Origin of the sequence: Pseudomonas sp. Hp2 (assembly GCF_006386585.1) — a bacterium.
GTDB lineage: Bacteria > Pseudomonadota > Gammaproteobacteria > Xanthomonadales > Xanthomonadaceae > Pseudomonas_S > Pseudomonas_S boreopolis.
Map to the genome: position 1 here is coordinate 1 of NZ_VAHJ01000001.1, position 14520 is coordinate 14520.

Genomic DNA, 14520 nt, shown 5'->3' on the forward strand with positions numbered 1-14520 from the left:
CGCGGTCAGCGCAACAGGTACTGGTTGAGCAGGTTCTCGTAGGCCTCCTGGCGGCCGCTGGTCTGCTTCGGCTCGCCGTGCTGGGCGGCCAGGCCCGCCAGCGCCGCCAGGTCCAGCTTGCCGTCCACGAAGTCCTTGCCCGCGCCGCTGTCGAAGCTGGCATAGCGCTGCTGGCGCCACTGCTCCCACGGCGAGGCCGTCAGCAGCGCGTGCGCCACCTCCAGCCCGCGCGCGAACGCGTCCATGCCGCCGATGTGCGCGATGAACAGGTCCTGCAGGTCGGTCGACTCCCGGCGCGGCTTGGCGTCGAAGTTCAACCCGCCCTCCAGCCCGCCCTGGCGCAGCACCACCAACATCGCCCCCACCGTGTCGTACAGGTCGGTCGGGAACTGGTCGGTGTCCCAGCCGTTCTGCGCATTGCCGCGGTTGGCGTCGATGCTGCCCAGCAGGCCGTGGTCGGAGGCCACCTGCAGGTCGTGCTCGAAGGTGTGACCGCTCAGCGTGGCGTGGTTGGCCTCGATGTTGAGCTTGAAGTCCTTCTCCAGCCCGTGCTCGCGCAGGAAGCCGGCCACCGTGGCGCTGTCGAAGTCGTACTGGTGCTTCATCGGCTCCATCGGCTTGGGCTCGATCAGGAAGTTGCCCTTCAGCCCGATGCTGCGGCCGTAGTCGCGCGCCATCGTCAGGAACCGCGCGAAGTTGGCCAGCTCGCGCTTCATGTCGGTGTTGTGCAGGCTCGCATAGCCCTCGCGGCCGCCCCAGAACACGTAGTGCTCCCCGCCCAGCTCCACCGTCGCCTCCAGCGCCGCCTTCACCTGCACCGCCGCGCGCGCCACCACCGCGAAGTCCGGGTTGGTCGCCGCCCCGTTCATGTAGCGCGGGTGGCTGAACAGGTTGGCCGTGCCCCACAGCAGCTTGATCCCGGTCGCCGCCTGGCGCTCCTTGGCCTGGGCCACCATGTGCCTGAGGTTCTTCTCGTACTGGCCGATGTCGTCCGCGTCCGGCGCCAGGTCCACGTCGTGGAAGCACCAGAACGGCGTGCCCAGCTTGGTGAAGAACTCGAACGCCGCATCGACCTTGGCCTCGGCCGTGGCCATCGGCGTGCCGGCCTCCCACGGGAACTTGCGCGTGCCCGGCCCGAACGGGTCGGCCCCGGCGTTGCCGAAGGTGTGCCAGTAGCAGGTGGCAAAGCGCAGGTGCTCGGCCATGGTCTTGCCGCCGATCTTCTTGTCCGCGTCGTAGACCTTGAACGCCAGCGGGTTGTCCGAGTCGCGGCCTTCGAACTTGATCCGGCCGATGCCCGGGAAATATTCCTTGGCGCCGATGAAAACGTTGCTGCTCATGTCGGGTCCTTGCTGCTGATCAGGGGGAAAGGGAAAGGGAAACGTCTGGGGAAATCGTGTGTAGAAGTGACAAAGGCTCCTCCCGCGGTACTCATGAGACCGCACCGCGGTACAGCGGCGTCACCGCCTGCAGGTAGCGCTGGAAGCTCCGGTAGCCCTGCGCATAGGCCGCCGTGCGGCCTGGATCGGGCGTGGCCGCCAGGGCCTCGTCGAACTGCAGGTGCGCCAGCACCACCTCGGCCAGCGTCGCACCGCCGCCCGCGCACGCCCACAGCGCCTGCAGCGCCGCCCCGAAGGCCGCACCCTCCGGCTGGCTCGGCACCCGCACCGGCAGCCCGAACACGTCGGCCACCATCTGCCGCCACTGCGCGCTCTTGGAGCCGCCGCCGGTCAGCAGCACCGTGTCGAAGCGCAGCCCGGCCTCGACGAAGGCGTCATAGCCGTTGCGCAGGCTGTAGGTCGCTCCTTCCATCGCCGCCCGGTACACGTGCGCCGGCGTGGTGTTGTGCGGCTCCATGCCGAACAGCATCCCGCGCGCGGCCGGCAGGTCCGGGGTACGCTCGCCGTTGAAGAACGGCAGCATCGCCAGCCCGTCCGCGCCCGGGGCCGTGCCGGCCACCGCCGCCTCGGCCTGCGCCCGGTCCAGACCGCCCAGCCGCATCGCCGCCTCGGTCGCCACCGTGCAGTTCATCGTGCAGATCAGCGGCAGCCAGCCGCCGGTGGAGTCGCAGAACGCCGCCCAGCGCGCCGCCGCGTCCACCACCGGCCGCTCGGCATGCGCGAACAGCGTGCCGGAGGTGCCCAGGCTCATCGTCAGCCGCCCCGGCACCACGTTGCCGGTGCCGATCGCCGCCATCATGTTGTCCCCACCGCCGGTGGTCACCTGCACCCCCGCCGGCAGGCCCAGCGCCTGCGCCGCCGCCGACGACAGCGCGAAGCTCGTGCCCGGCTCCACCAGCGGCGGCAACGCCGCGCGCAGGTCCCGCTCCGGGTCGATCGCCCGCAGCATCGGCTCGGACCAGGTGCGCGTGCGCACGTCCAGCCAGCCGGTGCCCGAGGCGTCGCCGGCTTCCATGAAGCGCTCGCCGGTCAGCCAGAAGTTCACGTAGTCGTGCGGCAGCATCACCGTGGCCATCGCCGCGTACGCCGCGGGCCGGTGGACCCGGGTCCACGGCAGCTTGGAGGCCGTGTAGCCGGCCAGGATCGGGTTGCCGGCCGCGGCCACCGCCCCGGGCACCCCGCCCACCGCCGCCATCAGCGCCTCCACCTGCGCCTGCGTGCTGGTGTCGCACCACAGCTTCACCGGCGCGGTCACCGTCCCGTCCGCCGCCACCGGCACGAACCCGTGCTGCTGGCCCGACACCGCGATCCCGCGCACCCGCGCCCGCTGCTCGGCCGGCAGCCCGGCAAAGCACGCCACGATCCCCTCGATCCACCACGCCGCTTCCTGCTCGCGCGTGCCGTCCTCCGCGCTCGTCAGCGCCAGCGCCGACGACTGCGTGGACACCACCTCCCCCGCCTCGGGATCGTAGGCCACCAGCTTCACGCTCTGCGTGCCTACGTCCAGACCTACATAAAGACTCATTGCTTCACCAATCGACCGTTCTTGAAGCCCACCTGCTGCGTGCGTCCGGCGCCGAGCCCGAATGCCAGGACCTGATCCGCATAGGAAATCTCGTAGCGCCCGCCCTTGTCACTGTGCAGCACCGCATTCGACAGCCGGCCCTGCTCCCAGGCCAGGTCCAGCGTCGCCGCCCCGCGCACGCGCACGCCGCGCAGGCGCCCGCTCGGCCACGCATTGGGCAGGGCCGGCAGCAGGAACACCGTCCCGCCCCAGCTCTGCACCAGCATCTCGGTGATGCCGGCGGTGCCGCCGAAATTGCCGTCGATCTGGAACGGCGGGTGCGCGTCGAACAGGTTCGGATACGTGCGGTCCGGCGACAGCAGCAATTGCAGGATGCGATGGGCGTGCTCGCCGTCGCGCAGCCGCGCCCACAGGTTCAGCCGCCAGCCGATGCCCCAGCCGGTGGCGTTGTCGCCGCGGATCTCCAGCGAGCGCTTCGCCGCGGCGGCCAGCCCGGGCGTGTCGCGCACGTTGATCTGGCTGGACGGGTGCAGCGCGTACAGGTGCGAGACGTGGCGATGGTGGATCTCCGGCGCCTCCATGTCCCAGTCCTGCTGCCACTCCTGCAACTGGCCGGCCTTGCCGATCCGGTGCGGCGGCAGCTGCGCGCGCAGTTGCGCCAACTGCGCGCCGAAGGCCTCGTCCACGCCCAGCAGCTTGCCCATCGCGATGCACTGCGCGAACAGGTCGCGCAACAGTTGCGCATCCATCGCCGGACCGGCGCAGACGGCCGCGCCGAACGGATGCTGGTTCTCGGGCGACATCGACGGGTTGGTCACCAGCGCGCCGGTGGCCGGATCGCGCTGCAGCGTGGCGACGAAGAACTCGGCCGCGCCCTTGAACAGCGGATAGATCCTTTCCAGGCAGGCGCGGTCGCGGCCGTAGTCCCAGCGGTCCCACAACTGCTGCAGCAGCCACACGCCGCCCATCGGCCACAGGCTCCACTTGGAGCCGTCGATCGGCCCGGCCTGGCGCCACAGGTCGGTGTTGTTGTGAACCACCCAGCCCGGCGCGCCGTACATCGCCCTGGCGGTGCGCGCGCCTGTCTGCGCGAGATCGAACAGCATGGCTTCCAGCGGCTCGACGCACTCGTGCAGCGCGTTCGGCTCGGACGGCCAGTAGTTCATCTCGGTATTGATGTTGATGGTGTACTTGCTCTCCCACGGCGGCGCCATCAGGTCGTTCCAGACGCCCTGCAGGTTGGCCGGCTGGCTGCCGGGCCGCGAACTGCAGATCAGCAGGTAGCGGCCGTACTGGTGGTAGAGCGCGGCGAGCGCGGGGTCGTCGCCCTGGGCGAAACGGCGCACGCGCTCGTCGGTCGGCAGCGCCGCCGCCTCGCTCGTGCCGAGGTCGATGGCGACGCGGCGGAACAGCCGCCGATGTTCGGCCAGGTGCCGCCGCAACAGCACCGGATAGTCGTACCCGGCTACGTTCCGCAACGCTTGCGCGGTCGCCGCGAGCGGATCGCCGCCGACGTCGTCGTAGCGACGGTAGCTGGTGGCCGCGGCCAGCAGCAGCACGACCTCGTCGGCGTTCTGGACGTGGATGCGGTCGCGCAGGACGCGCACCGTGCCGCCCTTGGCCCGCGGCAGCACGCGCAGGGCGAAGCGCAGCTTGCCCTCGATGCCGGCGAAGCCCGCGTTCCTGCCGCTGAACAGCAGGCCCTCGCGATCGGCCGCGATGTCGCCGGCCTGCGGACTGTCGATGCCGATGCGCAGCGACACCCCGCCCGGCTGCTCGCACGAGAGCCGCACCACGATGCATTGGTCCACCGGCGATACGAACACCTCGCGCCGGTGCCTGGCGCCGCCCGAACTGAAGGTGGTGGTCGCCAGGGCGCTGTCCAGGTCGAGCTCGCGCCGGTAGTCGCCGATCCCGTCGGCGCGGTCGAAATCCAGCAGCAGGTCGGCCAGCGGCTGGTACGGCATCTGCTTGTGCGGGCGCGACAGCAGCTTCTCGTCGGCGAGCTTCTCGGCCTCTGCATAGCGGCCTGCGAAGATCAGCTCGCGCACCTGCGGCAGCGCCGCCAACGCGTCGGGACTGGTCGCGTCGTATGGGCCGCCGGCATAGAGCGTGTCCTCGTTGAGCTGCAGGCGTTCGTGCCCGATGCCGCCCCAGACCATCGCCGCCAGCCGGCCGTTGCCGACCGGCAATGCCTCCACCCACTCCTTGGCGGGCTCGGGATACCAGAGCGCCAGCGCGCCCTGCGGGGCGACCGGCGGCAGCTCGGCCGGTTCCGGCGCCGCCGCCACGCTTCCGGCACGCATCGTCATGCTGGCCGCGAGACCGCCGGCGCCCAGGGCCTTGCACAGCTCGCGGCGAGTCAGTTCGACGCTCATCAGGCCAACGCTCGTCGTGGGAGGAAATCCATGCCCGGCAGGTTTTCCCGAGCATCCGCCCGGGCCGATGGCCCTGGACCACCCGGCATCCTTCGCGCAGGCATTCCGGCCAGCGACGCAAAAGCCGCCGGGTCCCCGCCTGCGCGGGGACGACGGTCCTTGGCCGGCAACGGCATCGAAGGCATCACTTCGCCTGGCCGCCCTTGAACGCCACGGTCAGCGGCTTGCCGGTGTACTGCACGGTCGCGTCCACCTTCGGTTCCAGCGCCCCGGCATCCTCGCGCGGACCGTCCACGAACCGGACGTTGATCGTGCGCTTGGCCGGCATGCCCGGCCAGCTGCCTTCGCGCTGGCCGATGCTCAGCACGCCCTTGGCCTGGTCCCAGCTCAACGGGATGCGGCTGTATTCGCCCTTCTCGTAGCCGTAGTCCTTGCCCTGGTCCTCGTACAGCGAGAACTGGCCGTCGGCGCCGGTGTAGACGACCACGGTCAGCGGCGCGTCCGGCTTCTCGTCCACGTACTGCTGCACGGTGGTGGTGGGCACGATCGAACCGGCGCGCACGAACAGCGGCATGCGCTCGATCGGCGCATCGGCCTGGATGGTCTGCCCGCCCTGGTAGCGCTTGCCGGTGGCGAAGTCGATCCAGCTGGTGCCGGCCGGCAGGTAGACCGGACGCGAGGTCGCGCCGAACCTGGTCACCGGCGCGACCAGGAACGCCGGCCCGAACAGGTACTGGTCGTTCAGGTCGGCCACCTTCGGATCGTGCGGGAAGTCCATCGGCAGGCCGCGCATGATCACGCCGTCCTTGAAGTACGTATCCGCCGCCAGCGTGTAGATGTACGGGATCAGCGTGTAGCGCAGCTTGTCGTAATAGGCCAGCGAGGCGTAGTACGGCGTGCCCTCCGGCGCGATGTTCCAGATCTCGCGGTACGGGAACTGGCCGTGCGAGCGGAACAGCGGCACGAACGCGCCGAACTGGAACCAGCGCGTGTTGAGTTCGCGCCATTCCGGCAGGTGCGCCGGGTCCTGGTTCTCGTAGCGCTTCTCGACCGAGAAACCGCCGATGTCGAAGGTCCAGTTCGGCAGGCCCGACATGGAGATGTTCACGCCGGCCGAGATCTGGTCGCGCAGGTCGTCCCAGCGCGAGACGATGTCGCCGCTCCATACCGCCACGGCGTTGCGCTGGGTCCCGGCGTAGCCCTTGCGGGAGAGGATGAACACGCGCTTGCCGTCGGCGGCGCGGTCGCCCTCGTAGACGCCGTGGGTATGCGGCAACGGATAGGCGTTGAAGTACTCGGTGGAACTGCCCAGCGCGTTCGGCGTCAGCCGCTCCTTGCGGGTGGCGATGTCCAGGTTGGAATGGATGTCCGGCTCGTCGGCGTCCATCCACCACGCGTCGATGCCCTTGCTGTTGAGCTTCTCGTTGATCTGGCGCCAGTAGATCTTCTGCGCCTCGGTGGCGAACGGATCGTAGAACGCGTTGAGGTAGCCCTTGCCGATCCAGTCGAGTTCGCCGGCCTCGACGTTCTTGGTGAACATGTAGCCCTTGGCGGCGAGTTCCTTGTAGTTCTCGGTGTTCGGATAGAACTTCGGCCAGATCGAGATCATCAGGTTGGCGTGGTGGTCATGGAAATACTTGACCATCCCGTCCGGGTCCGGGAAGAACTGCTTGTCGAAGTCGTGCGAGCCCCAGGCGTCGACCGGCCAGTACGACCAGTCCAGCACGATGTTGTCCAGCGGCAGGCCGCGCTTGCGGTACTCGGCGACCACGTCCTCCATCTCCTGCTGGCTCTTGTAGCGCTCGCGGCTCTGCCAGAAGCCGTAGGACCACTTCGGCAGCAGCACCGCCTTGCCGGTGAGCTTGCGGTAGCCGGCGATCACCTGGTCGGCGTTGTCGCCGGCGACGTAGTAGTAGTCGATCATCTGCCCCGCTTCGGACCACAGCGAGAGGTCCTTGGCCTCGGCGGCCGGCAGCGGGTCGCGGTGCAGCAGCGCGATGTAGCTCGGGTCGATCAGGTCCCACTCGATCTTGACGGTGTGGCGCTCGCCGGGCTTCATCTGCAGCGCGAACTCGTGGTGCCACGGGTTCCAGTTCTGGCGCCAGCGATCGATCACCGGCTTGCCGTCGACGTAGAGCTTGAGGTACTCGCTGCCGTACAGCGAGAAGGTGTGCTCGCCGGCGCTGAGCGCCTCGATCTGGCCCTCCCAGCTGGCCTGCATGCGGCCGTTCTTGGTCTTGGCGTTCTGCGGGTACTTGGCCAGGTCCTTGATGTACTGGTAGTTGACCTCGCTCTCGCGGCGCGTCGCCACGACCTTGCCGTCCACCGAGTACGTGGCGGTCAACGCGCCCGGCTTGCCCTTGGCGTCGTACAGCTTGAGCGACTTGTCGAGCGGTTGCAGGCCGCGCGGATCGCCCAGGCGGGTGATCGAGTTGTTGTCCCACAGGATGCCGTAGTTGCGGCTGGACACCAGGAACGGCACCGCCATGTCGATATTGCTCTGCAGCAGCTCGACGTTGCGGCCTTTCTGGTTCATCCAGCCCTGCTGGTGCTGGCCGAAACCGTAGATCGCCTCGCCATCGGGCGAGACGAAGCGCTGGCGCGTGCTCAGCAGGCGCTGGGTGCCATCGACGGTGATCGGCGCGAAGCTGCGGCCGCCCGCCACTTCGGACAGCACCGGCTTGCCGCTGGCGTCGGCGAAGCTGACGTGGCCGTCCGTGGTGGAGACGGTCGCGGTGACCTTGGCGGTCTTCAGCGTCACCGCGTCGCCCTGCTGGTCCAGGGTGAAGCCCGTGTCGCCCTGCACCGGCACGCGCATCAGGCTGGGCGAACGCTGGAAATCGCCGTCCTGGTCGGCGCTCACGCGGATGATGCCGGCATCCACGACCTGCAGCCGCACCGGCGAGGCGCCCTTGGCGCTGGGCACGACGGTGACGCCGTCGGCGGCCTTCCTCACTTCCTGGGCGCCGGCCGCGCCGGCCAGCAGCATCAACGAGAACGCCAGGCTGCGTGCCAGTGGCGTGGGTTGCAGGCCTGCGGCCGCGTGGGTGGACTTGCGCATGTTCTCTCCCTTTTGTGTTGCGGTCTGGACGCTCTGGGGCGCCTGGATCATTGGTAGGTGGCGAGCTTGATCTTGAGCAGCTGCGGGGCGCTCGAGAAATTCACGCCGTAGTCGGTCTGGTCGCCGTTCCAGTTGCGCTGGAACTGCCACTGCCCGGCCTTGTCGTAGAAACCTTCCTCGACGCGGTCGTAGACCATGTTGGCGGTCGCCTCGCTCGCCGGATGCAGGGTCACGCGGGCGTGCACGGCGGTGACGAGGAACTCGTCCGGTGCCAGCTCCGCGATCAGCGCACCGCCGATCGGCTCGGGGTTGCCCGGCGGCTCGCCCTGGAACCAGAACTGCGGCACCCCGTAGGTCACGGTCGCGGCCCAACGCTCGTTGAGCGGGATTTCCTGCACCGCCACGCCCGGTTGCTCGGCCACGCCGTGCAGCTTGCCCTCGGACGCGGCCTTGGCGAACTGGCGCATGCCCAGGCCCACCAGCTTGTAGTTCAGCGCGAACGGCGCCAGCGTCTCCTCGTTCACCTGCTTGGCGCCGAGCGGATAGTTGGAGTAGCGCGTGTAGTCGATGCCGAACGCCGACCAGCCGATGCCGTCGTGGCCCAGCGCCGGGAACAGGTAGCGGGCGTACTCGGTGCGGTTGCCGGTCTCGGCCACGAACAGGGCGTTGTCCGGGCGCGCGTAACGGTCCAGCACCGTGGTGTACATGGTGTACTCGGGCATGTAGATGTCCGGCGCCAGCAGGTCGATATGCGGTCCGGCGGCCTTCCAGACGTCCAGCACGTTGTCGGTCGGCCCGCCGCTGGCGTACTGCCCCGGCTGGCCGGGGTTGAACGGCCCGCGCAACGCGGCGTTGACGTACATCGGCAGCGGATAGACCGCCTTGCCCGCCTCGGCGACCTGGTCGATGAAGCGCGCGATCGACCAGGCATGGAAGAATTCGTCCGCGTCCTTGCCAAACACCTGCGCCCAGGTGCCCGGCTGCTTGCCGAGCTTCTTCAACAGCTCTTCCGGCACCTGGCCCTCGAACAGCTGCTGCGCCATCGGCGAGAAGTCGCGCACGCTGCCGTAGGTGCCGGCCTCGTTCTCGGGCTGCACCATGATCACCGTGCGCTGCGGATCGGCCTGCTTGAGGTGCTTCATGAACTCGACGAACGCCTTGCGGTCGGCCTCCAGCGTGGCCGGCGCGTGCGGCGAGAGCGAGCCGAGGGTGCGGCCGTCCTGGGTCACCACGCGCGGGAAGCGCTTGTTGTCGGTCTTGACCCAGCGCGGGGTGTAGTTCGGGCCGTTGTTCTTCCAGGTACCGAACCACAGCAGCACCAGCCGGACGTCGTTCGCGCGCGCCTGCTCGAGCAGCGTGTCGACGAACGAGAAGTCGAACTTGCCCTCCTCGGGCTCGACCTGCTCCCACGCGATCGGCACCTGCACCGTGTTGGGGCCCATCGCCTTGATCGCCGGCCAGACCTGCTCCAGCGTCGCGGGGTAGTTGCTGGAGTTGTTGACCTGCGCGCCGAGGATCAGGAACGGCGCGCCGTCGACCAGCAGCGCGTGCTTGCCGTCCTTGCTGACGAACTGCGGGATCGGTGCCTGCCTGGCCGGGTCGGCGGACGCCGCCTGCCCGTCCGGTGCTCGTGCGCCGGCTGCGGCCGCGCTTGGCGATTCCGTGCGCTGGCAGGCCGCCAGCGCGAGCGTGCAGGCCACGCCGAGCAACAGGCGGGCGCGGGAAGAATGGAAGTTCGTCATGGACAGGCGGCTCCTGAGTTGTTCGATGAGTCGTCGTCCCCGCACTGGCGGAGACCTGGTGCCGTGAGGCACGGAGGCGCCGGGTTCCCCCGGCACGCGCGGGAAACGTTCCGGACGGAGCTCGCGGTGCTCACCATTCGTCGCTCCGGAAGGGCGACACCGGCAGTTGCTCGCGATTGACCAGGTCGGCATCGACCGGGTTCTCGCTCCAGGCGTAGCGCACCGCGACCGGAGCGGACACCGCGTCGCTACGCACCACGACGCGGTCGCCCTCGATGCGCGCCCGCGCCGGATGGAACTTCCGGTCGGCGCCGGCCAGGGCAAAGCCGTGCACGTCCGTGCCGCCGCCGCGCACCGCCAGGGCGCTGCCCATCGCCTTGAAGCGTACCTGGGCCTGGCCGCCGGCGAACTCAGCGCGCTCGAACACCGGCGCGCTGTACACCAGCGACTCGCCATAGGCGACATGGCGCGCCGCCAAGGCCAGGCGATGGCCGACGTCCTGCTTGTTGGTCGGATGGATGTCGTCGGGCGTGCCGACGTCGATGATCACCGCCTGCCCGGTCGCCGGCAGCGCCAGGGTCTTGGACTGCGACTCGCGCAGCTGCGCCCACGGGCTGAGGTCGCCCTTGTCCGAACCGGCCTTCCAGTTGGCCAGCTGCACCCACAGGAACGGCAACTTCGGCTGGCCGCGCTCGGTGCGCCACTGCCGGATCATCGCCGCGAACTGGTCGCGATAGCGCAATGCGCCGCCCTCGTAGGCGTTGCTCTCGCCCTGGTACCAGATCACGCCCCTGACCGGGAACGGCTGCAGCGGATGGATCATCGCGTTGTACAGCAGCGTCGGCACCTGGTTCTTGTCGTCCTGGGCCGCGATCGTGACCTTGGCCGGGCGGAACTTCCACGCGCCGTCGATCGGCCGCCGCGCTCCGTCCCGCGGCTGCACGTACAGCGCCGAGGCATCGCCGTGGATACCACCGCCGCCGCCGGTATCGACCACCTTGATCGCGACGTGGTTGACGCCCGCGCGCAGCGCCGCCGCCGGCACGGCATAGGCCCGGGGATCGCCGTAGCGGTTCTCGGTATGGCCGACCTGCTGGCCGTTGACGTAGGTGAAGTCGGTGTCGTCGACCGCCGCGATGCCGAGCGTGATGCCGACCTTCGCCTCGGCGGCGCTCAAGGTGAACGTGGTGCGGTACCAGGCGATGCCGTCCATGCCCGGATAACCGCCCTGCTCCCACAATCCCGGCACCGGGATGCTATCCCAGTCGCCGTCGTCGAGATCGGCCGCGGCCCAGCCGTCGCCTTCGTCGTCGGCCTGCGGCCAGCGCGCCACGCGCTTGCGGGTCGCCGCCATCTGCTGCTCGTCCTTGCTGCGGACCTCGGCGAGGCGCGCGGCGGCCTGCGCTGCATCGAGGCCCTGCGAGGCTGCGTCCATCCAGGCCTCGATCGCGCTGCCGCCCCAGGTACTGTTGACGATGCCGATCGGCACGCCGGTGCTCTTGCGCAGCTCGCGCGCGAAGAAATAGCCCACGGCGGTGAAGGCGCCGGCGTTCTCCGGCGTGGCCACTTTCCACTCGCCCCCTTGCAGGCGCGGCTGCGGCGACTCGGCCCAGGACTTGGGCACCTTGAAATGGCGCAACTGCGGATCGCGGGCGTTGGCCACTTCCCGCGCGCCGTCGCGCGCCTGCGCCAGCGTCCATTCCATGTTCGATTGGCCGCTGGCCAGCCATACGTCGCCGACCAGCACGTCGCGCACCTGCAACGCACCACCATCGCCCTCGACGGACAGCACGTACGGCCCGCCGGCGCGATGCGCGGGCAGCACCGCCTTCCACTCGCCCTGCGCATTGGCAGTCGCCTCGGCGCGGTGGCCGTCGAACGCCACGCGGATCTTCGCCCCCGGCGTCGCCCAGCCCCATACCGGCATCGGCTGGTCGCGCTGCAGCACTGCGCCGTCGGCGAACAGCAGCGGCAGCTGCGGCTGTGCGGAAGCGGCACCGCTCGCGCCGGCGAGCGCCAGCGCGAGGGATGCGAAGGTGAGACGCACGTTCATCTGATCTCCTCGAAATTCAGCGCGGATCGCCGTAGATCACGCCGCGCCCTTCCGCGGCGAAGTAGACACGTCCATACAGCCGCGGATCGCCGGTGACCAGGCGCATGCCGCCATAGCGGTGGGCGTCGTCGTCGATGCGGGTCCAGCGCTTGCCGTCGTCGTCCGAACGGAACAGCCCGGTGACGCCGCCCACCTGGCCATACAGGAACAGCGTCGGCGCCTTGCTCCCCGGCCTGGGCGCGCCCAGCCCCAGCGACATCGCGTTCTCCACGCCCGGCAAGCGCTCCGGCCCACCTGCGGACCAGCGTCGCAGGCCATGCTGGCCCGCCGCGATGTAGACCGTCGCCGGATCGGTCAGCGAAGGCCGCAGCTCCGCGCGATACCACGGGCCTGGCTCGCCGAGGCCGGCAGCGACCTCCTTGAACTCGACGCCACCGTTGCCGCTGCGATAGAGCTTCCCGCTGGCAGGATCGAAACCGTAGTAAGTGCCCGCATCGAAACGATCGGCCTCGACCACCGCGTTGTTCGGCAGTCCCTTCGCCGCCTGCCAACGTTGGCCGAAGTCGGCGGTGACCCAGGCGGTATCGGATTTGCTCGGCGTCCAGATCACACGCTTGCCATCGGCGCCGACGGTGATGCGGCCGGCGCCCTCGCCCTGCGGCGGCTCGCTGGCGAACGCCTTCCAGCTGCGGCCGCCGTCCTGCGAATACAGCGCCCGCACCTCGCCCTCGTGATGGCGGATGCGCCCCGCGCGCACCAGTACCTGCGGCGCCTGCCCGGCCCATGCCATCGCTTCGGTGTTGGTCAGCCGCGGACCGCCGAACTGCAAGGTGTACTTGTCCAGGTCGTCGTGGCGGAAGCCGTCGATGTCGCCCACGCCGCTGATCAGGTGCGCGCCCTCGGACGGGCTTGCCAGGGCGAGCGCGGCGGTCTCTTCCAGGCCATCGTCGTCGAACCCCCAGCGCACCGGCGCGCGGCCGGCCTCGGTCAGGTTGCGCGAAGCCCACAGACCGTAACCGGTGACGAACAGCGCGCGATCCGGATCGAACGGATCGATCGCCAGCGAGGCGATCCAGTGCGGGAACGCCTGCTCCGTCCATGGCACCACGCTGTGGTCGAACTGCGAGTCGCCGAGGATCGGCGTCCAGTGTTCGCCGCCGTCGACGCTGCGGAAGATTTCCTCGTGCGGCTGGTAGCGGCAGAACGTCGAGGCGATCAATACCTTCGGGTTGGCCGGGTCCACTGCCACCGCGCCCCAGCCGAAGCCGTCGTGCTGCAGGTCGCTGGACTGCGGCACGGGGCTGATGTCGCGCCAGGCGCCGCCCGCGGGCGAGTAGCGCCACAGGGCGCCGTCGTTCATCACGTTCGGGCCGGGCTCGTCGCCGTAGGCGATGTACAGCTCGCCGTCGGACGCCAATGCCATCCGGGTCGGGCGCAATCCGCTCGGCTGGCCCTTCACCGGCGCCCAGCGGGCGCCGCCATCGTGCGAGACGTAGAGACTGGTCCCGCGCGTGGACACCGCGGCATAGAGCGTGGGCGTGGCCTTCCCCGGACCCCCGCTGGCCGGATCGAACAGCACCGAGACGATGCCGACCGGCTGCAGGCCCGCCCAACGGGTCTGCGTGCCGGATTCGGGCGCGGTGGCGACCGCCGGGAACGCCTCCACCTTCTTCCAGCTCGCGCCGCCATCGCCGCTGCGCCACAGCCCGGCCCCGCGCGAGCCGAAGAACAGCACGCGGCCGTCGTTCGGGTCCACCGCCAGGCGTTCGCCGTTGCCCCGGCCCATCTCGTTGCCGCCGAGCGGGAACGGCAGGTCGGCGCGCTGGAAGGTGCGGCCGCGGTCCGACGAGCGCAGGATCGCGCCATTGCCCCGCTTCAGGTACGTGCCCACGGCCAGGTACAGCCGCTCCGGATCGGACGGATCCACCGCCAGGCTCTCGACGCCCATCAGGTTGGCATCGTCGTGCGGCAGCCAATCCAGCAGCGGCACCCAACGCTTGGCGGCGGCGTCCCAGCGGTAGGCGCCACCGATGTCGGTGCGGGCATACGCCAGGCCGCGCTCGCGCGGATGGAACAGCACGCCGCTGACGAAGCCGCCCGCGCCCACCGCGACGTTGCGCCAGGCATAGGCGGTCGAAGCGGCCGATGCAGAGGCGATGGCCGGAGCCAGCAGTGCCGCGCAGGCCAGCAGCAGGGCCATGGCCCGGCCGCCTGCGCGGCGAAGAAAAAACACCGGCCCGGCCGCCTGCTCGGCGTGCCGGACCGGAGACGCACTTCCTACGGCGCGTTTCTGGGACGACCTGCGCTGCGAGGCCATCCCGTTGATCATCGCTGCCACGTCGCGGCCCTCCGGCGGCACGT

The 14520-nt window shown here is 69.9% G+C and carries 7 protein-coding genes; all 7 read right to left on the reverse strand.

The window, feature by feature from the left end:
• Positions 1 to 5 precede the first annotated feature (5 nt).
• The 7 genes from xylA to FD678_RS00035 all read right to left on the reverse strand — a co-directional run bounded on the left by xylA (position 6) and on the right by FD678_RS00035 (position 14359).
• Positions 6 to 1340, reverse strand: a complete 1335-nt coding sequence (xylA, locus tag FD678_RS00005) for a xylose isomerase (protein ID WP_140718572.1) — start codon at positions 1338 to 1340, stop codon at positions 6 to 8.
• Positions 1341 to 1431: 91 nt separating this feature from the next.
• Positions 1432 to 2925, reverse strand: coding sequence for a xylulokinase (gene xylB, locus FD678_RS00010; RefSeq protein WP_140718573.1), 1494 nt, complete (start codon positions 2923 to 2925; stop codon positions 1432 to 1434).
• A complete protein-coding gene (locus tag FD678_RS00015) occupies positions 2922 to 5303 on the reverse strand; it encodes a glycoside hydrolase family 95 protein (protein ID WP_140718574.1) in 2382 nt (793 codons plus the stop codon). The genes xylB and FD678_RS00015 overlap by 4 nt, the downstream gene beginning before the upstream one ends.
• A 184-nt stretch (positions 5304 to 5487) precedes the next feature.
• Positions 5488 to 8364 (reverse strand): TIM-barrel domain-containing protein, encoded by a 2877-nt coding sequence (locus FD678_RS00020; RefSeq protein WP_140718575.1) that lies wholly within the window; start codon positions 8362 to 8364, stop codon positions 5488 to 5490.
• Positions 8365 to 8411: 47 nt separating this feature from the next.
• The gene (locus FD678_RS00025; RefSeq protein ID WP_140718576.1) at positions 8412 to 10106 is read right to left on the reverse strand and encodes a GH35 family beta-galactosidase; all 1695 of its coding nucleotides are present in this window, start codon (positions 10104 to 10106) and stop codon (positions 8412 to 8414) included.
• A gap of 130 nt (positions 10107 to 10236) precedes the next feature.
• Positions 10237 to 12159, reverse strand: coding sequence for a sialate O-acetylesterase (locus tag FD678_RS00030; RefSeq protein ID WP_140718577.1), 1923 nt, complete (start codon positions 12157 to 12159; stop codon positions 10237 to 10239).
• Positions 12160 to 12175: 16 nt separating this feature from the next.
• Complete coding sequence (locus FD678_RS00035; protein ID WP_140718578.1) at positions 12176 to 14359, reverse strand: sialidase family protein; 2184 nt, start codon at positions 14357 to 14359, stop codon at positions 12176 to 12178.
• Positions 14360 to 14520: the final 161 nt, after the last annotated feature.